Below are 23,688 nucleotides of genomic sequence, written 5' to 3'. Positions count from 1 at the left end.
GTGTGGATTCCCTGACCGACGGCCTGAGTGGCGCGATTGGCTCACTGACCGGCGGCGCCGGCAGCCTGACCAGCGGCTTGGGCTCCATCGTTGATGGCGTGGCCTCGATTGTGGACGGCGCAAGCAGCCTGACCGACGGCGTAGCCTCGGTGGTTGATGGCTTGGGCAGCGTGGTTGCAGGCGTAGGTTCCGTGTCCGATGTACTGGGCTCCTTGACCAGCGGTGGCGACAGCCTGACCGACGGCATTGGTTCTCTGGGCGATGGCCTGGACAGCCTGATTGCTGCGGGCACAGGCATCCTCGGCTCGCTGGGCGCAGGCCTGGTGGGCGGTGCAGACAGCCTGACCGATGGATTGGGTTCACTGACTTCCGGCCTGACATCAGTCACCGGCGCGGTCAGCGACGTGGTCGGTTCCCTGGCCGGTGGTGCAGGCAGCCTGACTGGCGGTGTTGATTCGCTGGTGGATGGCTTGTCCGGTGGCCTGGCCTCCTTGGGCGATGGTTTGAATTCGATTGGCTCGGGTGTGGTTGGCGGCGCAAGCAGCCTGACCGATGGCCTGGGCAGCGTAGTGGGTGGTGTTGGTTCCCTGACTGACCTGCTGGGCTCCTTGACCAGCGGTGGCGACAGCCTGACCGACGGCGTAGGCTCACTGGGCGATGGCTTGGACAGCCTGATTGCTGCGGGCACAGGCATTCTCGGTTCGCTGGGCGCAGGCTTGGTGGGCGGTGCAGACAGCCTGACCGACGGACTGGGTTCACTGCTCAGCGGCGCAGGTTCACTGACTGGCGCAATCGGCTCGATCGCCGGTGGTGTGGATTCCCTGACCGACGGCCTGAGTGGCGCGATTGGCTCACTGACCGGCGGCGCCGGCAGCCTGACCAGCGGCTTGGGCTCCATCGTTGATGGCGTGGCCTCGATTGTGGACGGCGCCAGCAGCCTGACCGACGGCGTAGCCTCGGTGGTTGATGGCTTGGGCAGCGTGGTTGCAGGCGTAGGTTCCGTGACTGATGTACTGGGCTCCTTGACCAGCGGTGGCGACAGCCTGACCGACGGCATTGGTTCTCTGGGCGATGGCCTGGACAGCCTGATTGCTGCAGGCACAGGCATCCTCGGCTCGCTGGGCGCAGGCCTGGTGGGTGGTGCAGACAGCCTGACCGATGGTTTGAGTTCGCTCATCAGCGGCGCCGGTTCGATTGGCGGTGTTGTCAGCTCCCTCACGGGTGGCGCTGGCAGCCTCACCGACGGCCTGGGCTCCTTGGCTGGCGGTGTCACCTCCATCACCGACGCAGTGGCGTCCTTGGTGGGCGGCGCAGGCAGCCTGAGCAACGGCTTTGATTCTCTGGTGGATGGTGTAGCGTCCGTTGTTGATGGCGCAAGCAGCCTGACCGACGGCGTGGCCTCCGTTGTTGACGGACTGGGCAGCGTAGTTGCAGGTGTAGGTTCTGTGACCGACGTTCTCGGATCGCTGACCAACGGTGGCGACGGCCTGACCGATGGCATTGGTTCTCTGGGCGATGGCCTTGAAGACCTGCTGGCCGCAGGCACAGGCATCCTGAATTCGATCGGCTCCGGTCTCGTGGGTGGCGCAGACAGCCTCACCGACGGACTGACCTCTCTGGTGGGTGGCGTGGGCTCGGTGACCGATGCCCTTGGCTCCCTGACTGGTGGTGCTGGCAGCTTGACCGACGGCTTGGGCTCCCTGGTGGGCGGCGTAGGCTCGATCACCGACGCAGTGACTTCGCTGGCTTCCGGTTCCGGCAGCCTGACCGACGCGCTGGGCTCTGTGGTTGACGGCGTGGCTTCCGTGGTGGATGGCGCCAGCAGCTTGACCGATGGCGTGGCCTCAGTGGTTGACGGCCTCGGTTCGGTAGTCGCTGGTGTTGGTTCAGTGGGTGATGTTCTGGGCTCCTTGACGGGTGGCGCAGACAGCCTGACCGATGGTTTGAATTCTCTGGGCGATGGTCTGGACGACCTGATTGCCGCAGGTACAGGCATCCTGAACTCGATTGGTGCCGGCCTTGTGGGTGGCGCAGAAAGCCTGACCGATGGCTTGGGTTCACTGCTGTCCGGTGGCGATTCCATCGGCAGCGGCCTTGCCTCTCTGGGCGCAGGCCTTGACAGCCTGACTGGCGGTCTGGGCTCCTTGCTCGGCGGCGCTGGCAGCCTCAGTGGCATCCCAGGTTCCATCGTGGCAGGCGCAGGTAGCCTGGCCGATGGCGTAGGCTCCCTGACCGACGGTGTTGGCAGCGTGGCGGACGGCATTGGTTCCCTGCTGGCTGGCGCTGGCAGCCTGAGCGATGGCTTGAGCAGCCTGTTTGACGGTGCTGGCAGCTTGCCAGGTGCGGTGGACAGCCTTGCCGACGCAATCGCCTCTGGCACTGGCATCCTGAACTCGATTGGCGCAGGCTTGGTGGGCGGTGTTGACAGCCTGACCGACGGCTTGAGCTCACTGATCAACGGCGGCGGTTCGCTGACCGATGCGCTGGCTTCCCTGACTTCCGGCTCCGGCTCACTGATCAATGGTTTGAATTCTGTGGGCGACGGCCTGGCCTCCATCACGGGTGGCTTGGGCAGCCTGACCGCAGTACCCGCATCCCTGGCCGATGGCTTGGGCAGCGTACTGGGTGGCACAGGTTCCCTGACCGACGCAGTAGGCTCCATTGCAGACGGCTTGGGCAGCGTGCTGGGTGGTACTGGCAGCTTGACCGACGGCTTGAACTCGCTGGTTGACGGCGCAGGCAGCCTGACCGACGGTCTGACCTCGGTCACCGATGGTCTGGACGACCTGATTGCCGCGGGCACGGGTATTCTCAATTCGATTGGCGCTGGCCTGATTGGCGGCGCAGACAGCCTCACCGACGGCCTGTCCTCGCTGGTTGACGGCGCTGGCAGCTTGACGGGTGGCTTGGCCTCTCTGGCCGATGGTGTGCAGTCCCTGACTTCCGGCCTCGGCTCAGTCGTGGATGGCGCAGCCTCCATCGTCGATGGCGCTGGCAGCTTGGCTGCGGGTGTCTCCTCCATCGTGGCCGGTGTGTCCGACGGCATTGGTTCCTTGGCCGATGGCCTGGATTCCTTGGCTGGCGGCCTCAACGGCGCAGCATCCAGCCTCACCAACGGCATTGGCTCCATCGCCGACGGCGCTGGCAGCCTGACCGATGGCTTGGGCAGCGTCACCGACGCACTCGGCTCACTGCTGGGCGGTGCCGACAGCCTGAACGACGGTCTGGGTTCTGTCACTGACGGTCTGGATGACCTGTTGGCTGCCGGAACCGGTGTACTGAACTCGATTGGTGCTGGCCTGATTGGCGGTGCCGACAGCCTGACTGATGGCCTGACATCTCTGCTGGACGGTGCAGGCAGCCTCGGTGGCGGTCTGGCCTCCCTGCAAGACGGCGTAGGCTCGATTGTTGGTGGCTTGGCTTCCCTGCCTGATGCCTTGGATTCCGTGTCCGCAGGCTTGGGTTCTCTGGTGGCTGGCGTGGTCGATGGCACAAGTTCACTGACCGCAGGCGTCGCCTCGGTGGTGGATGGTCTGGGCTCCTTGGCAGCGGGTGTGGATTCACTGGACGGTGGCCTGCAATCCCTCACTGATGGCTTGAGCGGCGTAGTCTCCTCACTGGTCGATGGCGCACCTTCACTGACTGACGGCATTGCGTCCCTGTCCGACGGCCTTGGTTCCGTCACCGACGGTCTGGACGACCTGCTGGCGGCTGGCACCGGTGTACTGAGTTCGATTGGTGCCGGGCTGGTTGGCGGCGCCGACAGCCTCACCGACGGCCTGGCCTCCTTGGTGGATGGCGTTGGCTCTGTGGTGGCGGGCGTGTCCACGCTGACCGATGCAATTTCTTCCCTGCCCGGCGCATTGACTGGCGGTGTCGATTCCCTGACCGATGGCTTGAACAGCCTGGTGAACGGCCTGCAAGGCGGTGCCGATTCCCTGTCCGGTGGACTGGATTCGCTGACAGGTGGCCTGGGCTCCATCACCGATGCACTGGGTTCCATCCCGGCAGGCGCCCAATCGCTGGTTGACGGCATTGGCTCTGTCACCGATGGATTGGGTTCCCTGTTCGACGGCGTGAACTCCATCACCGATGGCATCGGCAGCGTCAGCGACGCAGTGGGCTCCTTGGTCGGTGGTGCAGACAGTCTGAGTGACGGTCTGGGCTCCCTGATCGATGGCCTGAGCTCCGTGTCCGACGGCATTACCGGTGGCGCAGACAGCCTGACCGACGGTCTGAACGACTTCTTCGCGATTGGTACCGGCATCCTGAGCAGCATCACCGATGGACTGGCTGGCGGCAGCGATTCGCTGACCGATGGTCTGGCCTCTTTGCTTGACGGTGTGTCCTCCATCCCCGCAGCCACTGGCTCGCTGACCGACGGTGTCAGCTCTGTGGTTGACGGCTTGGCCGGTGCCCTGTCCAGCCTCGAAAGCGGCTTGGGTTCACTGGTGGGTGCAACCGACAGCCTCGGCGGCGGTTTGACTTCCTTGACCGACGCGCTTGGCGGTGCCACCGGCTCCCTGACAGATGGCCTGGGCTCGCTGGTTAACGGCGGCAGCTCACTGGCCGATGGTCTGGCATCCCTGACCGACGGCTTGGGCTCTGTGGTCGCTGGTGTGGATTCCCTCACCGATGGTCTGCAGGACGGCGCAGGTTCACTGGCCGGCGGCATCAACAGCATCGCCGATGCAATTGATGACTTCTTCGCCATGGGTACCGGTGTAGGCGCAGGCCTGACCGACGCACTGAGCAACGCATTCGACTCCCTGGTGGGTGGCAACACCTCGCTGACAGAGGGCTTGGTGTCAGGCTTGAACAGCCTGGCTGACGGCCTGAACAGCTTGCCAGTGACCGCGATCGATGTTGAGAACCTGTTCAACTACCTGACCAACCTGCCCACACTGGGTGTGACGCCTGTTGGCACAATCGCTGAACTGGACCCACGTCTGCCTGACCCAGCCGCCACTGGCGAAGCCTTGATGAACATCGGCACAGGCCTTGTTGATTACCTGAGCAGCGGTGCAGTCACCGAAGCGCAGGTGTCCGACCTGTTCGACATCATCTCCAACAGCGGTCTGGGTTCAGACACTGGTCCGATCGGACTGGGCCTGAACCTCGGCGGCGGTGTTCTGGTTGCCCCGACAGGGCCTCTGAGTGGTTCGCCCATCTCCGAGTCCAACCTGACACAACTGTTCGACGCGATCGGCGGCCAGCTCAACGGCAGCGGCCTGATTGCAGGTGGCTTGTTGGGTGCAGACCTGCTGGTCGACGGTACCGGCTACGCTCACCAGAGCCTTGAAATCAGCACAGGCGCAATCCTGGGCATTCAAGACTTGGTGTCGGGCGATGTACAAGGCCTCATCCCGGGCTTGAACATCAAGGTCGAGAACCAACTCGAAACCCTGTTCACACCGACTGCGATTCAGGAAGGTGTATCGGGTCTGCTGGGCGCAATCACCGGTGGTGGTGGCGGTCTGCCCGACCCGATGGACAACCCGATTGCCGACGCAGTCGCTAACCTGATTGATGTGCCAGGCCTGGGCCAAGCCATCTCCGACGCGGTTGTGCCACAGGTTGATGCTGTCTTGGGTCTCTTGGGTCAAGAACCTCCAAGCGGCGGTCTGGTCGACTTGGCCGGTGTGATTGGCGACATCACCAATGTCGATGTCACACCGATTCAGGAGCAGTTGCAGCAGGTTGATGTGGCCGGTGCGCTGCAAGACGTACTCGTCCTGCAAACAGGCGGCTTGGCTGACGCCATCCGCAACACCGACTTCACACGTCCTGCTGACGAATACAACGAAAACATCGTTCCATTGCCTGCCAATGTGATCGATGCCCTGTCCGACGCGGTCTCGACCGACGGTGCCCTGGGCGGTGCCTTGGTGGGCAGCGGTGTGCTGGACTTGGGCCTCTTGACTGGCAACGACGGCTTGATCCAAAACCTGGCCGATCTGGACTTCATCCCGATCACCCAGAAGCTGGACCAACTCGACGTACCGGGCGCTTTGGGCGACGTACCACAACTGGTCAGCACCTTGCTCGACCTGGGCGTGGATCCAAGCAACCTGCCAAGCGCCGAAGTGCTGCAGAACATCGGCACGGCTCTGGGTGGTTCCCTGCAGGATGCGCTGTCTGGCATCACGCCTGAAGACCTGGCCCAAGCCAATCCGTTTGACCTGCAGCCCGAAGCCCTGACAGGCCTGATCAGCCTCGACCCGGCCAACCTGCAAAGCGCGGCCGACAAGCTGAACCTCGACGGTGTCGTGGGCTCGGTGGTCGATACCCTGACCGGTCTGCAGCCTCCAAGCCTGCCAGAACCTCCATCCGGTGGTGCACCAGGCTTGCCGTTGGACATCGACGCTCTGGCTGGTGGTTTGCAAGGCATTGTCAATGCCCTGCCAACCAACCCAGAAGCCTTCACCAACCTGGCGCAAGCCATTCAGGACACCCTGCTGGGCGGCCTGGGCAACGGCGGAACACCCACACCGCCGAACACCGATCCTGCCTTGTTCGCCAGCGAACTGCAGTCGATGTTGCCCGTCACCGACCTCAGCATTGCTCTGGGTGACTCCGGCGTGATTGGCCAAGGCTTTGAGTTGAACCTGACGGACATCTTCTCCGGCGGTGCGCTGGCTGGTGCAGCACCTCAAAATGCTGCAGCATCCCGCTCGGCCGAGGGCGATGCGCCTCTGGATATGGTGGATGCGGGCGTACCTGCTGCCATCGTATTCGACGACATCTCCAGCGCGCTGAGCGCGGTGGAATCCGGTGTTGGTTCGGCCTTGGGTTCACTGACAGGCGGTGCGCTGGATCTGGATCACCTCAGCGTCGTGGATCTGGGCAATGTCGGTACGAATATTGCTGACACGGTTGGTGCAGTCCTTGAATCCGAAGCTCTGGTCAACTTGGTACAAGACACTGAAAGCGCAAGCGCCAACAACGTCTTGGACTTGAAGGCTGAGAAGCTTCTGAAGGTCGTGGGGTTCTTGACTGGTAAGTAATTTACTGGTGGGCTCTGATGAAAAGGGAGCTTCGGCTCCCTTTTTACGTTTTATTTTCGAGTTATGACATCTGAACCAAACAGCGCTGAACAGCCTTCTGAGCCCGTCACCTTGCGTGAGCCGGTCGGAAGCATCAAGGACCTCATCAAGCAGTGTAAGGGGGCGTTTTGGTACGTGTTCGCGATCACGGTAGTCACCAAAGTGTTGGCGTTGACCCCGCTGCTGTTCATGATGAACATGTACGACCGGGTGTTGGCTTCGCGCAGTGGCATCACCTTGGTGTCGATTCTGGTCATCGTGCTCGGGATTCTGATGTTCTGGACCCTGCTGGAATGGCTCCAGATGGAAATGCTGCGGCGCGTGGCCTTGCGCTTGGATTGGGAACTCGCTCCTGATGCCTTCGACGCCTCATTTCGCAAATACCTCGGCAGGAAAAAAGTGCAGGTCAATGAGGTGTTGCGCGATTTGTCGGCCGTGCGAGACTTTTTAACCAGTCCATCACTGATTGCGCTGATGTCGGCCCCGTTTGCGATTGTATTCATCGCGATTGGTGGTCTCTTTCACCCCTACCTTGCTGTGTTCTCGGTTGTTGCCGTTGCGCTGATGGTGATCACCGCCATCATCAACAAACAAATCACCACGCCTATTCTGAAGTTGGAGCAAGAGACTCGGGCCGAAGCTGAAAAGTCCGCGACTCAGTTGCTTCGACATGCTGAGGCAGTTTATGCCTTGGGTATGCAGCGTACGGTGCGCAAGCGTTGGTACAACAAACACAAGCAGTATTTGCAGTACCAGGTCAGTGGCAGGGACGCTGCAGCCTTTATTGAGAACTTCGCCGAGTTTTTAGCCCGTGCCATTCCGATTACCAAAATGGGGTTGGCTGCATTCCTGGCCATCGAGGGCCTGATCACGCCAGGGATGATGATTGCCGCAACCTTGTTGATTGGTATGGCGATGGGCCCTTTACAGGCACTGATCTCCGCCTGGCCCAGGTTCGTCGCGGTCAACGGTGCCTACGAGCGTCTGGAAGAATTGCTGCAAGAAGAAGAGTTGTACCGCAGCCAAATGTCCTTGCCTGCGCCTGAGGGGCGTTTGGATGTGCGCGAAATGTTCGCAGTTCCACCGGGTAGCATGCAGCCCGTGCTGTCCAACATTAACTTTGCATTGCAGCCTGGGCAAGTTATGGCGATCGTAGGGCCATCGGGTGCAGGTAAAACCAGTTTGGTGCGCTTGCTGATTGGCGTTTGGGCACCTGCCCGTGGCCATGTGCGGCTGGATGGGGTTGACGTTGCTCAGTGGAACCACGATGAGTTGGGCCCCAACATGGGCTATGTTCCTCAGGAGGTCGGCTTTTTTGAGGGCACCGTGGCCGAGAACATTGCACGCCTTGGTGATGTGGATTCCGAGAAGGTCGTAGAAGCCTGCAAACTGGTGGATGTGCACGATGCCATTCTGGCGTTTCCGAAAGGCTATGACACTGAAATCGGTGAAACCGGACATGCCCTGTCCGGAGGTATGAAGCAGCGCTTGGCCATTGCTCGCGCGTTTTACCGCAAGCCCAAATTTCTTGTGCTGGACGAACCCAACGCCAACCTCGACGACCCCAGCGAACAATCATTGATGAAAGCCATTCGCACTTTGAAATCCGAAGGGTGCACCATCGTGTTCGTGTCACACCGCCCCAAATTGCTCAGTGTTGCCGACACCATGCTGGTGATCCGTGAAGGTCGTCAGATCGGTTACGGCGATACACGTGAAATGCTCTCCGGTGCAACTCAGCGAGTAGCCAACAATGCCAACCCTGCGCTGGGCGCAGCGTAACTTTGAGGGCTTATCGAAATGATTGACAAACTGATTCGCCAAGTGCAGAAAATGGATGAGTGGGTTGAGCGAAACTTCCAACCCATCAATCCCTACAACGTGAACAAGCTTAAGCGTATTGATCTCGAGCCACTGCCATTGCAAGAGTCCAGGGTTCGTCGCATCACCGTCAAAGCAGTCGTCATCAGTTTTGCAGTTTTTGTGGTCTGGGCTGCAATTGCTCCTCTCGATAACGGTGTGGGGCTAGACGGCACCTTGATGGTGCAGGGCGCCCGTAAGGCCGTACAGCACCCCAGTGGTGGCGTGGTCACCGCCATTTCTGTCAAGGAAGGTGAAGAAGTTAAAGCTGGGCAGGTGCTGATCAAGGTCAACCCGTTGACCAGCGAAGCCAGTTTGAACAGCCAGGAGCTGGATTACTACGTAGCCCTGGCCACTGAATCCCGCTTGATTGCAGAGCGCACGGACAAATCACGCATTGACTGGATTCCTGAATTGCAACAGGTGCAGTCTGCCGATTCCCGCGTGCAGGAGGTCAAGCGTGTTCAAGAGCAACTGTTCGCCTCTCGCCGTGAAGAGTTCCGCAGCAAGCTGAATATTCTGAATGAGCAGATCAGTGCCAACAACGCCACCTTGCGTGAAATGAAAGACATCATGCAGGTGCGCAAATCACAGTTGGAAACCATCACCCGCGAGTATCAGAGCAATCAGAACCTGGCCAAGGAAGGGTTTGTTACCCGTGCCAAGGTCAGTGAGATGGAAGTTCAGCGCAACAACGCCATTGCATCGGTGTCGCAATTGAACTCCGACATTGCCAAAACAGCGTCTCAAATTTCTTCGGCACGCATTCAACTGATTGAAGCGCAGGCTGGGTATCGCAAAGAAGTGGAAGCGGAGCTTTCCGAAGTGCAGAAGCGCCGCAAAGCCTTGAAATCTGTGGTTGATAGCCTTCGTTTTGACCGTGAATTGGCCGAAGTGAAAGCCCCTGTGAGTGGCACCGTCGTGGGCCTGAAAGTACACACCGAAGGCGGGGTGATCAAGTCTGGCGACATCCTGATGGAAATCGTGCCCGAAGGCGGGAAGTTGATCGTGCAGGCCAAGGTACCACCCAAAGCCATTGACAAAGTGTTCAAGGGCCTGCAGGCCGACATGCGTTTCTCCGCTTTTAACCGGGCCACCACGCCAATTGTGCAAGGCACTGTCACCTTGGTTGGCGCCGACTTGGTCACCGCCAACTTCAACGACCCCAACGCAGCAAACGCAGGTTTTTATCTGGCGCAGGTAGAAACCAATGCTACTGGTTTGCAAAAACTCGCTGACTTGCAATTGCAGCCGGGCATGCCGGTTGAAGTGATTGTGAAAACCGGCGAACGCACCTTCTTCAGCCTGATGGCCAAACCCCTTACTGACCGTTTTGCGAGAGCCTTCAATGAAGTCAATTAAACCCCTGGTATTAGGCATTGTTGTCGCATTGAATGCAGGCCCTTTGCGGGCTCAAAACGCGCAGATTTCCACCGACAACGTGCGGGCTCCGTCCATTCTGGAATCGACCCGTGCTGCCCGCAAAAAGCCGAAGGAAGAAACCCCTGCCGAGCAGAATGCCAAGGCCGTGCAGGCCATTTCTCCCGACTTGATCGAGCCCAAACCCATCAAGTCCGGTGAGGTTGAGCCTTCGTCGCCGACACCTGCGCCAGTTTTGCCGGTGGCTCAAATTCCGGCGGCGGGTATTTTGCAGACTCGCACGCCGGAATCGATTGCAGCCAGCCGCGAGCGCCTTGAAAAGCCGCGGTACGTGCAGTCGGGCGGGCAGGGCAGCGACAACGCCCAGCAGGCGCCACGCCAGTTCACCATTCCCAATATTCTGGGTAGTCGCCGCGCGGCCCCTCGGGCTGACCAAGGCGCGGCCGTGCAGCCAGTCCCGGTGGCTCCTGCAGCCCCGTCTGCCCCAGCGGCAGTTGTAGCACCCGTAGTGGTGCCTCCTGCGGCTTCCCAATCCGCTCCGCAGCCCGCAGCGCCTGTCGCGGCAGTCCCTGTTCAACCTGCAACCCCCGCTGAAACGGTGCCTGCTGTGGCCGTTCAAGAGGCTGCACCGGTTCAAACCGTTCAGGCGCCTGTTGCGCCCACAGTGCCGACGCCATCCATCCTGGAAGGCCAATCAGGCCGGGTGGTGCGCAAGGCAGCCCCTGTTGCACGTGCCGAAGAGCCGACAGTGCCGCTTCGTGAAGCGCAGGCGCTCAGCGTGCCAGACGTCAACATTCCCCTGATCGGTTTTCGTGAAAAGTATTCCGTCGTTGAAGAACAAGCGCCGGTGACTGAAACTCCAGCGGCACCCATCGCTGAACCGGGTGTGGCTCAACCGGCCCCGTTGGTTGAGCCAGTCATCGCGGCTCAGCCCGAGGCAGCCCCAGTGGTTGAAGCCCCGGTGGAGGCTGCCCCTCTACAGCCTGCACCCATACAGCCGCCACCCGTGACTTTTGTACCCGCCGGTAATTTGGTTGAAGTGTTCGCCCGGGCCAAAGGCAACAGCCCCACTTACCGTTCGGCTGAAGCGACTCGGGATGCCAACCTGACTGAATCGACCATTGCCAAGTTGGCTTTTTTGCCCACTGCTACCTTGGCCCTGACTCAGTCTGAATTGGAAAACAGCACTCGTAAAGTGGCCAGGGTTGGGGTGCCCTTGTTTAGCCTCGCAGCGCTCGCTTCTTACAAGGGAGCAGACCCTCTGGAGATTCAGGCGTATGCCAACTTCAGGGTGCAAGAAAACCTCTTGGCCACGGAAGTGTTTCGCGTGACGTCCAATTTGGTGCGTGCCAATGAGCAAGAGCGCCTGAACCAAGCCAATATTGACACCCTGCAACAGCAGGTTCGCTTTGCCGACCAAGCCTACAAGGAAGGGCAGGGCACCATCACCGACCTTCGCGACACCCAAGTGCGTTTGAATCAGGCTTTGGCGGCGCGCATTGCAGCGGTTAGCCAGCGTGTGAATGCCGAGCAGGAGTACCGCAACCTGGTTGGCGAGCCGCCCTCACGCAAAACCTTGCAGATGACTACCGGATTCAAAGACATTCAGGTGGACAGCTACGACAGTTATTTGCAGCGTGCCTTGGCCGGTAACCCCAATTACATTGCCAGTACCCAAGCCTTGAGATTGTCCGAGCTCAGTGTGTTGCGTTCAAGAGGGGCTATTTCTCCCACCGTTGGCCTGTCCTATGTGGCCTCCGAACGAAATGGGGTTCGCATTGACAACGCAGGTGTTGCCGTCACCATCCCTTTCGGCGTGCAAGACTATTTGGGTGTTTCAGTGGCCAAAGACAAACACCGTGCCCAAGTAGAAACCTACCGGGGCATTGAACAAAACCTGCGTCTGATGGTGCAACAATTGCAATCGCTGTCTGCATCCGGTCGTATTGAAGTGGCGGTGCGCACCGATGCGATCAATGCGGCCGAGTTGAGTGTTCAGGCCAACCAAAAAAGCTATTTGGGCGGCGTTCGCACTCAAATTGAAGTGTTGAACAGCATTCAAACCCTGTTCGATACCCAGTTGCAGCAGATCACTGCTCGCCTCACTTTGGCACAGAACGTGCTAAAACTTGAACTCGAGTCCGGGTCCGAGCCCGCCGACGCACTGATGAAGGTGCAGAATCTCCTCTTTTAAAGCTGGCCCCGCCTGAATGTCTGCCGCAACGCCTGTCACCGACACCAAAACCCTGGCCCAGGAAGCCCACAAGCACTTTGTGGCGCGTAACTGGGCTCAGGCGTTGAGCCTGTACCAGTTGTTGGGCAGGGTGCACAGCCACGCCTTGGTGGATCACGCTCAAGCCTTGTGCCTGATCGGCCTGGGCAAAATGGATGAGGCCCTTGGGTATCTGGACGAAGCGCTGAAGAAAGACCCAGCCCACTGGTCCTCCAGCCTCATGAAGGCCCGCTTGTTGACCCATCAAGGCAACTCCCAAGAAGCCCGTAACCTGTTCCTTGCACACATCGACCATGAACAGGCCGGCCTTGAGGCTCGGCTCGACTTGGGCTTGCTTGAGCTGAGCGACCTCGGCAACCCGCTGGCCGCACGCGACTACCTTGAGCCCTTGTTGAAGGAGCCCGCTGTGGCCGAGAAAGCGCAGGCGGCGTGGTGGGTCACCAACCTGTACGACCGCGACTGCACGGCCTTGCAACTGACGCAGCACCTGCACCGCTTTGCCACCGAGCACCTCATGCCGTTTGAGAAAGACTTGCAGGCCTTCATGGCCTTGAAGTCCCGGCTTCCTGCACGCACGTTCAACAAGCGCCGCCGCATTGGCCTTGTCAGCCCCTTGTTCACCGCTTCCCCGGTCTATTTCCTCACCATCTCCACCTTGCGTGTATTGGCCCAACAGGCCGAGTTGGTGTTTTACGACCGCAACGAAAAGAAAAGCGATTGGGCCACCGCGCAATTCAAGGGGCTGGCCACCGCATGGCGGCCCTGCCATCAGCATTCACCTGTTCAACTGGCCATGTTGATGGCGCAGGATCAATTGGACGCGGTTATCGACCTGGGCGGGTGGATGGACTGGGGCGGCCTGAAAGCACTGGCTTTTCGCCCAGCCCCGCGCCAGTTGAAGTGGGTGGGTGGGCAAAGTTCGTCCACGGGCATGAAATGTTTCGACGGCTTCGTGTGCGATGAGTGGCACGTACCGGCCAATCTGGAACATCTGTATTCCGAGCCGCTTATCCGCATTCCCGGCGGGTACGCGGATTACACGCCGCCGGTGTACATGCCCGCACCTCTGCCTTTGTCCAAACGCAATGGGGGGTATGGCGTCATTTCCAACCCCAATAAATTGTCCCGGGTGTTTTTTGAGCACTTGGCGCAGCAGGTGTTGCCCAAGGTGGCCGTTGGTTTTACACCCTTGGTGTTCATCGAACGGCGGTTCAGCAGACCGGAGCTTCGTGAGCGTGTTCTGAGCGCTTTGGAGCAGGCAGGTTACACTGAAGCAAGGCGCCTGAATGACAAAGGCCTGATCCGCTTTCTGGCCCCCAAGAATCACCCTGAGTTTCTGACCAGCCTGTCGCACTTGACGGCGCTGATCGACACGTTTCCCTATTCCAGCGGCCTCACTGCCGCAGAGGCGGACGCACTGGAAGTGCCCATCGCGGTGCGTGCTGGTGAATTGTTTTGTGAAAGGCACAGCCATGCCTTGCAGCAGAAAAAACTGTTTTGGGGCAAGGTGCACCGGGTTCGTGGCCCTGCAATTGCCCAACACTTGATGGATTACCTATGACCAAGAAAAAAACAACCCGAACCAAAAAGGCCGACCCCGCTGTTGCAGCAACAACAGCGGCGGCACCTGTGGCTGCCACCGCGGCAGCGGCCCCCGTGGCTGCGCTGGCGGAAACCAGCGCATTTGCCAACCACCCCGGTTTCAGCAAGGCTGTTCGGGTATTCCAGATTTACTTCCGGCCCGACCAGTTGCACCAACTCGAGCCCGAGTTCATTCCCTACGACAATGCACTGGGCGATTTCTCCATGCTGGAATACGCCGTATTCCGCAAACTGTACAACTCCGACCTCACCCGTGATTGTGATTACTGGGGTGCCGTGTCGTGGCGGTTCCGCGAAAAGGCGATGATCAATGCGGGCGATCTGTACGGCGTCATTGCGGCCAATCCAGGCTACGACCTGTACTTCATGAACCCCGAGCCCCAAATTGAAGGCTTGTACGAAAACCTGTGGGTGCAGGGCAGCACAGCCCACCCCAACTTTCTGCCCTTGGTTGAGCAACTGTTTGACGCCGTGGGCATGGACAAGCGCATTGTGTCGGCCTACCGGCACACCCGCATCATGGCTGCCGCCAACTACTTCGTCGGCAGCCGCAAGTTCTGGGACAGCTACATCACCTTCATTGAAGACTTCCTGGCCAAGGCAGAAAAGAACGCACCGCCCGCCTTGCTTGCTGCACTGAAGAACACCAACGCCGACCCCCGCAACTTGCATGCCGGTGCCAACTACTTCCCGTTCATCATCGAGCGTTTGCTGACTGAATTCATCATTCAACAGGCTGGAAAACTGTCCTGCTTTAAAATTGAGTTGACGAACAAAAAGGCCCGGTTGCCCGCCTACGCGCACGACTTGGAGTGGTTGAAAAACCAAGCCCTCGAGCGGAAAGACGAAAAACTGCTGCGCATCTGGGCAAACTACCGCAACCTGTATTTCAAAACCTTGTACGGCAACCAAGCCAAGGGTTGATGACGCATGGAAGCGATTGATTGGGACGTCTATGCCAAGTCTTACGAAGACACCCAACACCTGGTTGGGCGGCCCGACCTTGCCCAAAAGCATTACGACCTGATCGGCCGGGATCAAGGTCGCGACCACGGGTTTAATCCCCTGCTGGTGTTCTGCCTGTACGACGATGTTCAAACCCTGGACGACGCCCGAAAAGCCGTTCTGCGCGACCCTGCCCGCTACCCCATCCGTTCAAGGCTGGCGTTGAAGCAGGCTGTGGCCAGCTTTCCAACTTTGGTGGGCCTGCTGCCCAAATCCGCAGACTATCTGCTGGAACCCGCAGTTGATGCATTCCTGTTCCAAATTCAGTTGGAACAACGAAAAATCGGTGTCAATTCCGCGTTGGACGGCTTGGTTCAAGAGGTCACCAATGAATTGCTGGCCGACCTGTCCGTTGAACGGGAGCAAGTGCTCAAGGCCCTGCCCAAGGCAGAGTCACCCCTCGTCGCCGGTGCGGTGGTCAGCCGCAGAGACAGTGTGGTCAAGGTGGCCCAAAAAGCGCCTTATGTGGTGCGTGTCGAAGCCTTGATTCCTGTTCTACAAGGCGCGGCCTATTTGGTGTTGGGCTATGTGTTCGACCCGGAACAGCAATGGTCCGGGTTCGAGCTTCAAACCGACCAAAAAACCTACAATATTTTTCCCCTGCTCAAGCGGTTCGTCTGGCACAGCAAGGCCCAAGTGCTGCTGGACGGTGGCATCCCCGGCGATTATCTGGAACCCGATGTGGGTTTTGCTGCGCTCATCCATGCCGAGAAAGTTGAAGGTACGCCCATGCGGGTCACCTGCACCTTCAAGGACGCTGAGGTGCTGGCTGTACAGCCCCCCATGCCACTGTTGAACGAGATTGATCAGGCCATCATCCCGGTGTTGTGGACGCTGTTTCACGGCGATCTCTTTGAATGCTCTGAAGGGCGTCTTGAACTGCTGGACTCTGTTTTTCTCGACAAACGGGTCCCCCAACAGGCCCGAAAATCGCCATTCCGCCTTGGCTTGGACCATGTGTTCAAGCTACAGCGGAACCTGCTGATCAGCGGGCATTTGCTGGACACCCAACAGGCTCTAAAGGCCCTTTACCTGCGCCTTTCTTCGGGCCGATGCATGCGCCTGGATGAAACACTGGTGCGTACACCTCGCCCCGACCTCAGTGATGAAGCACAGGCCTTTGGTGTACCCGAGGAAACCACCGGCTTCTGTGCATTCACCAAAGACGTGTTTGTCGATGATCAAGGTGAAGTGGAGTTGATTGCGCTCCTGGACAGTGGCGAATGGATTTGCGACAACACCTCCGCCGAAGTGGCCAACCCAGCTACCACACGCAGCTTGTTGCTGGATCAATGGAACCTGCAGATGAGCGAGCATTCTCGCGGCATGTTGGTCCGTGTCATCGAGCCGGTATTTCCCTTGTTGGCCGAAGCCCGGCGCGCGCAGATCAAACGCGTCGCCCCCACGGTCAGCCAGTTTGGGTCCAAGGTGGCGCGCCCCGAAGTCAGCATCGTTGTATATTGTTCCGGCAATGGCGACGAGTTGAAGTACCTGCTCAGCAGTGTGAAACTTGAGGCCAGCAAGCTGGCACTTGAGGTTGTGGTGGTGGCGGATGTACACGCCACCCAAAAACTCGAACGCCTGTTGAAAGTTCAGGCCGACATGCTGGGTTTGAGTATTCAGCTCATCGGCCACCAAGGGCACCTGGAGTACGGCAGCGCCATCAATTTCGCTGCAGAACATTGCGCCGGGCGTTTCTTGTGTTTGCTGGATTCGTCCGTCATGCCCACCCAAGGTGCCTGGCTCAGTACCTTGTTGCAAGTGTTCAAGTCCAAACCCAACATCGGTCTGTTGGCGCCGCGCCTGCTTAACCTCGATGGCATGGTTCAGTCGGCCGGTGTCCGTTTTGTACCGGAAACCCACCCGGTTGCCTTGTGGGCCGGCGACTCACCGTGTCGTGGTCTGCCCGTCAATTCGGTGAGCCTGCCCGACACTTATGAGATGCCCGCCGTCACCCTGGAATGTGCCTTGCTGGAACGCAAGTTGTTCCTCGGCTTGTCCGGGTTTGACATCACTTTCTCCGAGGGGCGCCTTGAAGCCGCGGACTTGTGCCTGCGCATCTGGCAGGCTGATCGAACGGTGGTGGTGAGCAGCAACATCGACATGACACAGATCGGTTTCAATCACCTTTCAGACATCGACAACCCGGACTACGTGCACAAAGAAATGCTCGCCAACCGACGCCTTCAGCACAACCGCTGGGCCACGTTCATCGACCAACGTTTCCAGAACTGGCAGGCCGGCACCAGCAGCAGTGCCACGTTCCGCGAGTTGGACGACACCATGAAAAACGTGTTGGGGGGCTTTGTCTGACATGACTCAACGCACCCTGATCATTGACCATGTGGGTCACCCCTCTGAGTTGAACAGCAGCCGAAGCACTTCGGGCCTGCGTCGCTTTGATGCACTCAACAACGCCGCCGGTGAGGTCTGGTTTCTGGGCGGAATGGACAGCCTGGCCTCCAGCAGCGACCCCAGTGCTGGCCTGTTGGCCGGTACCCGGGACCGTGAACTCCTGTTTGCTTCCCAGGTGAAGAATGCCAGCGCCAGCCAGTCCAACTTCGATTTTCTGGTGCAGGCCCTGCCACGTTTCCTGCAGCAGCTTCAGCCTTCAGTCATTGAGCTCTATTCCCTGAACCTCCTGGGTGTTGAATTGCTGCGCGTGTTGCGCACGCAATGTCCTTCGGCAACCATCAGTGTGCAGTTCGACGACGCACAACTGGCCTGCCCACTGAACGGCGTGTTCATCAACATCGATGGGGTGCGCTGCCACGCGCCCAGCCCCAAGGCCTGTGCGTATTGCATGCCCGCTTTAAGTCCAGCCGATGTGTTTTACCGGGGCCAGTACATTCGGAACCACTTGGGGCTGATCGACACTGTACAACTGGACGAGTCGGCTCAATCGGAACAACTGATCACTTGGCTTAAACCTGATTTCGCAGGGCGCATTAACCGGCGATCAGCCCCAAAAACAGGGGCTCCAGCACGCATGCAAGGGCAGGGTATCGCTTGCTTCAGCGCGTCGAATGACAGCGCAGGCCTTCGGGTACTGAAGCGTGCTGTTCAAATGGCCCGCGAACACCATGGAGTCCGCTTCAGCAGCGTGGATGTGTTTCCCACCGATGCGTCCTCCAACTGGAGTGACGAGCTGGTTGACGGGCTTGAAGCCCACGGCATTCAGGTTCAACTGAAGTGGGCCCCCCATTATTTCGACAGCTATATGGGAAATTATGGTTGGTCGCTGATTGCAGGCACTCCCACCGCAGACTCAGCGCGTTGGCTGGAGCAAGCCCGGCAGCTGGGTTTGCAAGTCATCGCCGATGAAAGTTACCCCGGGGCTGATGTGCGTTACGCACCGCATTCGGCGGCTTCTTTGGCCAAAGCCCTGGCTGGCGTGGGCCAGCCAGAAGCCATTAACGCCGGGAAGGCTTGACCATGCCGCTTTCTCATGGTGTGAAAGTGTCTCTGGCCGGTGCTTTGCCATTCGGTGCACAGGCTGCACTGTATGGTGAAGTCAACTGCATGGCCATTGATCTGCAAACTTTGGGGCATGTCAAAAATGCGCTGATGCCGGAGTTTGTGAGCCTTGCCCAGTGCGCCAACACCCGGCAGTTTGTGGTTGAGCCCAGCGAGGGCGGAACAACCCTGCGCTGGGTTGCCTTGGTTAACGCGCGTGCGTTCCAGAAGGGGCGGATGCAGGCGGGTTTTCAGTTCACGGACCGAAGCAAGGTGATGTTCCCGGTTGAACTTGCTGCAACTGATTCAGCACCACAATCCCCACTGTTCACTGATCCTGTGTTGCGCAGCTTGCTCGCCCGGCTGGCTGAAAACGCCGACAACGCTGAGTTGCAGGCCGCAATCAACCCCGCAGCCCCTGTGGCCCCAGTAACGTCTACACCCGCCCTGGCAGTGGCACCCGCAGCGCCGGTTGTACCCGCAGCTGCTGCACTGGCTGCTGCACCGGCTGTTGCGCCTGTGCCTGTGCCTCCAAAGCCCGTGGTTCGGGAGTTGTTCGAAGGGCGTTTTGACACGGTCATCGAAGGCCGCGCGGAAGGTTGGTTGTACAACCACCGACGCCCTGACACACGCTATGACATCGATCTCCTCGTCAATGATCGCCTCGTGGCCTGGGGCACTGCCGACCTGTACCGCGAAGACCTGCAACAAGCCAAAAAAGGCGACGGGCGGGTCAAGTTTTCAATTCCCTTGCCGCGCCGAGTGCTGGGTGGTCAGCCCAAGCGCATCGTGGCCCGGGTTCATGGTACTCAAGTGCTGCTTGGCTTTCATGACCTGGTACCCACCGGTTTTGAAGTGCCCTCTGTCGAAGGCCTGCTGATCACACCCGACAACTACGCCCTCGCCGCAGAGCGATTAGGCCTTAATGACACGGCTGATCGCACTCTGCTGGACCGTCTGTACCTCTGCTTTGAAAACGGGGACACCGTTCAGGCCACCCGCATGCACACGCAGGCAGCCGATCGGCTGCGCGAAGTCGCCCCTGAATTTGAGGTGTTGTTCCGCGCCCAACTGGCGTTGATGCAGCAACGCACTGCCGAGGCCATCGATCTGGTTGCCCAAGCGGTGGATGCCAATCCCAATTCATGGTTGTTGTGGGAAGCCAAGTCGGCCATGGATTTGCATGTTCATCAGGCCGCCTCAAAAGGCCTTATTGACGAAGCCGCGCGTCAGCGTTTTCTGGTCATGAATGCGGCATCGGACACCTTCCGGGACATCCTGCAATTGTTCCGGTCGGTGCAAGAAGACCTCACACTCTTGGCAGGTAAGCGTCATGGCTGATTACTCCGAAGATTCTTCAGCGCCACAGACTGTGTACGACCTCTCCGCTGGTGCCATTGATCATGCTGCGGTTCTGCAGGAAATGACCGAGCGCTATCACGCTTTGCTCGCCCAACTTGAAATCATCGCCACCTCCGGGGTGGCTGATCGGCCGAACTCCGCTGGCGCAACAACCTCTACAGACCATTCCGCCAAAAGCCGCCCAAACCAAATCAAAGGGGCTTTGGCCGAGCTGGATGCACTGCATGTCGAGAACCAGCGTTTGAAACTTGAATTGGTGCGCACCAAGTCCCTGCTGACCGACGTGGTGCAGCGCGTTGCAGACCTGGCTCACCCCGCCAAAGGCCAAGCCCATGGATCGCATTGAACAATCAAACGCCCTGTTTGCACAGGGCGCTCACGCCGAAGCCTTGAACGGATACCTCAGTCATCTGGACCGCGAAGGCCCTCTGTCTGCCCACGCCTGTTTCAATGCACGCCTGTCGCTGATGGCCCTGCGTGAAAAAGCCTTGCGCCAAGCCCAAAGCCCTCATGCGTTTCCCAGGCCCCATTTTTTTTCCGTCACCGCCTTGGCCGATGTTCCCTTGCAACTGCAAAAGCCTGCAGGCAATGAGGCCAATGACGGTGGCACCTGGGTTCGTATCGACTTCATCATTCTTCCGGCGGTGGGCATTGCACTCGACAAAACCCGTTTCAGCCTGAATCTGCTCAGATCACCAAAAATTGGTTACAGCATTCAAACCCGCGTCAAAGCAGGTGAGCACTCCACGCTGCTGGTGTTTGTGCCCTGGGGCGTTGAATTGTCCGAGGCAGGCGAGCCTTTTGCCGACGCGTATGACGATTACTGTGTGTCCGGCCATGTCAACAAGGTCGGCAACGTCAGCGCACAACTGGTTTTTGAGGCCAGCGCCCATCTGGAGTATCGGCATCAACTTCTGGTGCAGGAATTGAGCAGTGGTCACGCCATGGGCATGGGGCTAACGTCCGCGGCGCAAGCCATGGTGGCCGATTACTTTGGCCGCCTGTTCGTGGAACCTGCTGTCCAATCCAAATCGGCCAAAGCGTATTTGAAGGCAGCAACCCAGTCGGCCAACAATGTGCTTCAGGCCCGTTATGCGCAGGACGAGGTGCTTGAATGGAAAGGCCGAGAGGAATGCGAGTTCCTGCCCATCGAGCGGCGCACGGAACTTGCGCCCGGCTTTGATTTCAACCTAGAAACCCTGGTTCACCTTGACCACACGCTGGTGTTGTCCGGTTGGGTGCGTGACCCTGGGCAGCACCTGAAAGCCGTGCGTTTGGCACTGCCCGGCGATGACAGCGCACTGGACATCACCGGTCGACTCTACCGCTTTGCCCGCAGCGACCTGAAAGCGGCTTTTGGTTCAGCGGAAGGTCACTTTGGCTTTGTAGCCTGCGTGCCCGCAGATGGCCTGGTCAAGCCGGGTTCCGCGGTAGAGGTCCAGTTCCTTGGGCCAGAGAACAAGGCCGTGCAACTGTTGCGTGAACCGGTTGTGGACTCGGCCGATTACGAGAAACTCGCGCAATGGTCTGGTTTGGTGCCCGGTGGCGATGTGGACGATGAATCCTGCGACAAATTTTTTGTGCCCTTGTTCTCTACAGTGCTCAAGCGCCAACTGGCCCAGCCCGAGGCCGATGTCAGCCACTTTGGCCCCCAGCAGGCTGGGCGTCCCAGTGTGTCCGTCATCATTCCGCTCTACGGCCCTGTAAGGTTCGAGATCAACCAAATTCCCGTGCTGGCTGCTTTGCGTTTTCCCGGCATGGAAGTCATCTTCGCGATTGATGACCCCCAAATCGTCGAGTCTGCCAGTGCCAACATTCAACGCCTGTCTGCGCTCTACGGTTTGAATACCGTGTTGGTGGTGGCCCGTCGCAACTATGGCTTTGCCACCATCAACAACCTGGCTGCCAAATACGCCCAATCTGAAAACCTCTTGTTCCTGAACAGCGATTGTTTCCTCACTCGTCCGCAAAGCCTGTTCAGGGCGCTCAGCCGCCTGGAAGGCAAAAAGACCGGTGCCGTGGGCTTTCGTTTGCTGTACCCCGACAACACCATTCAACACAATGGCATGTCCTCTGGCTTGTGGCGCAATCAGGAAGCCTTCAACATCAACCTTCATCCGGGCATGGGCGATTCCCTCAATCAATCCGGCGACCAAAAACCCGATGCCTCGGCCACCATGCTCACCGCAGCATGTCTGTTGATGAAAAGCCAACTGTTCCATGAAATCGGCGGTTTCAACCCCAGCTACCTGCGGGGCGATTTTGAAGACTCTGACCTCTGCCTTCAATTGCTGATCCGTGGCTACCGACTGGCGATTGTCCAGTCCTCCGACATCTATCACCTTGAGCGTCAGTCCATTGGCTCTCAGGAAGCCAGCCTGCGCCAGAAGATCACCCTGGTCAACAGCTACCTGTACACCCGCAAATGGCGGCGTGTGCTCGCTGGTGGCCTTCCGTCGCTGGAGGTACTGGCATGAAAGTGATGCTGATTGCGCACGGCCACCCCAGCCTTCACAAAGGCGGTGGAGAGGTGGCGGCTTGGGCGCTGCACCAAATGAACAAAGAGGCTGGCCACGACAGCGTATTCGTGGGGTGGGGTGGTTATGCGCGTGACCACACCGAGCCCGTCAAAGCACTGGGTGATGATGACTACCTGCTCTACACCGACGGTGAGTTCTACAACTTCACCTCAGCGTCGGCCAACCTGGAAGCCGGTTTGGTGCCCCTGCTGCTCAAGCATCGGCCTGAGGTGGTGCACCTGCACCACTATGTGCACATCGGTATCGACATTGCAGCGCTGATCAAACAGCACCTGCCCCGCACCAAGGTAGTGCTCACCTTGCATGAATACTTGGCCTTGTGCATGAACAACGGCCAATTGCTGACCAAAGACGGGCAACTGTGCCCAGGCCCCCAGCCCAAGCGCTGCGCCACCTGCTTTCCACACCTCAGTGAAGAGCAGCACTTCATGCGCACGCTGTCCATCAAAGCCAGCTTCAGTTGGGTGGATGCCTTTATTTCCCCCTCCGACTTTTTGCGGCAAAAGTATGCAGAGTGGGGGCTGCCGATGTCGGCGGTCAAGGTCGTCGAGAACCCGCTGCCCCACATCCGGTCAGCCCAGCTTGGGCCAAAACCAGCCCCCAAAGCCGGCGAGCCTTGGGTGTTGGGCTATTTCGGGCAAATCAATTACTACAAAGGCTTGGACATCATTCTCGACGGGCTGGCGCTCGCCAGGAAAGCGGGCGTGCCGGTCAAACTGCACGTACACGGCAAGCTGTCCGATGTCACCCACGACAACTACATGGGCCGTCTTGAGGCCAAGCTGGCCGAGTTTGGAGAATTTGTTCAGTTTTTTGGGCCCTACCAGCAAGCAAACATTCAGGAATTAATGGAACAATGTCACTTCTTGGTGATGGGGTCCCGCTGGTACGAGAATTCGCCGGTCGTGATTCAGGAAGCCATCGCAGCAGACCGCCCGGTGATTGCGCCGGGCATCGGTGGCATGCGCGAAAAGGTTGAGGGCCTTGGCCTGCTTTTTGCTCATCAATCCCCGGAATCCTTGGCCAACGCCTTGCAGGGGCTCACCGAATCGCAGTATGAAGCCTTGTGTGCCCCGGTTGTGGAACGCTCCCGCGCCATGGCCGATCAGGTCCACGAGAATTACAAGGCAGTGCTGAACGTCTACACGTCGCTGCGTTCCGAGGGAACTGCGCCACGAACGACGATTTATTGAGTGAACCAATA

12 protein-coding genes are annotated in these 23,688 nt (G+C 59.1%); all 12 read left to right on the top strand.

The window, feature by feature from the left end:
* Positions 1–7,007, top strand: a 7,007-nt coding sequence (locus ACK4FF_RS10765) for a beta strand repeat-containing protein (RefSeq protein ID WP_409708721.1), incomplete at its 5' end; no start/stop codon positions are given.
* Between the two features lie 63 nt (positions 7,008–7,070).
* A complete protein-coding gene (locus ACK4FF_RS10760) occupies positions 7,071–8,828 on the top strand; it encodes a type I secretion system permease/ATPase (RefSeq protein ID WP_409708718.1) in 1,758 nt (585 codons plus the stop codon).
* Positions 8,829–8,846: 18 nt separating this feature from the next.
* A complete protein-coding gene (locus ACK4FF_RS10755; protein ID WP_409708715.1) occupies positions 8,847–10,268 on the top strand; it encodes an HlyD family type I secretion periplasmic adaptor subunit in 1,422 nt (473 codons plus the stop codon).
* On the top strand, positions 10,255–12,480 hold the full coding sequence (locus tag ACK4FF_RS10750) for a TolC family protein (protein ID WP_409708712.1): 2,226 nt from the start codon (positions 10,255–10,257) through the stop codon (positions 12,478–12,480). The genes ACK4FF_RS10755 and ACK4FF_RS10750 overlap by 14 nt, the downstream gene beginning before the upstream one ends.
* Positions 12,481–12,496: 16 nt before the next feature.
* The gene (locus tag ACK4FF_RS10745) at positions 12,497–14,080 is read left to right on the top strand and encodes a tetratricopeptide repeat protein (protein ID WP_409708709.1); all 1,584 of its coding nucleotides are present in this window, start codon (positions 12,497–12,499) and stop codon (positions 14,078–14,080) included.
* On the top strand, positions 14,077–15,045 hold the full coding sequence (locus tag ACK4FF_RS10740; protein ID WP_409708706.1) for a hypothetical protein: 969 nt from the start codon (positions 14,077–14,079) through the stop codon (positions 15,043–15,045). Before ACK4FF_RS10745 ends, ACK4FF_RS10740 begins: the two co-directional genes overlap by 4 nt.
* 6 nt (positions 15,046–15,051) lie before the next feature.
* Positions 15,052–17,439 carry a glycosyltransferase family 2 protein gene (locus ACK4FF_RS10735; RefSeq protein ID WP_409708703.1) on the top strand — a complete coding sequence of 796 codons (2,388 nt, stop codon included), beginning with the start codon at positions 15,052–15,054 and terminating at the stop codon, positions 17,437–17,439.
* A 1-nt stretch (position 17,440) separates the two neighbouring features.
* A complete protein-coding gene (locus tag ACK4FF_RS10730) occupies positions 17,441–18,559 on the top strand; it encodes a hypothetical protein (protein WP_409708700.1) in 1,119 nt (372 codons plus the stop codon).
* A gap of 2 nt (positions 18,560–18,561) precedes the next feature.
* Positions 18,562–19,923 (top strand): hypothetical protein, encoded by a 1,362-nt coding sequence (locus ACK4FF_RS10725; RefSeq protein ID WP_409708697.1) that lies wholly within the window; start codon positions 18,562–18,564, stop codon positions 19,921–19,923.
* Positions 19,916–20,290, top strand: coding sequence for a hypothetical protein (locus ACK4FF_RS10720; protein ID WP_409708694.1), 375 nt, complete (start codon positions 19,916–19,918; stop codon positions 20,288–20,290). Before ACK4FF_RS10725 ends, ACK4FF_RS10720 begins: the two co-directional genes overlap by 8 nt.
* Complete coding sequence (locus tag ACK4FF_RS10715) at positions 20,277–22,421, top strand: glycosyltransferase family 2 protein (RefSeq protein WP_409708691.1); 2,145 nt, start codon at positions 20,277–20,279, stop codon at positions 22,419–22,421. The genes ACK4FF_RS10720 and ACK4FF_RS10715 overlap by 14 nt, the downstream gene beginning before the upstream one ends.
* Entirely contained in the window at positions 22,418–23,677 is a 1,260-nt protein-coding gene (locus tag ACK4FF_RS10710) for a glycosyltransferase (protein WP_409708688.1), read from the top strand. The genes ACK4FF_RS10715 and ACK4FF_RS10710 overlap by 4 nt, the downstream gene beginning before the upstream one ends.
* Positions 23,678–23,688: the final 11 nt, after the last annotated feature.

It is taken from the genome of Limnobacter sp. (assembly GCF_046297615.1).
In the GTDB taxonomy this organism is placed as follows: domain Bacteria; phylum Pseudomonadota; class Gammaproteobacteria; order Burkholderiales; family Burkholderiaceae_B; genus Limnobacter.
This window is presented reverse-complemented; position numbering and strand designations above follow the sequence as displayed.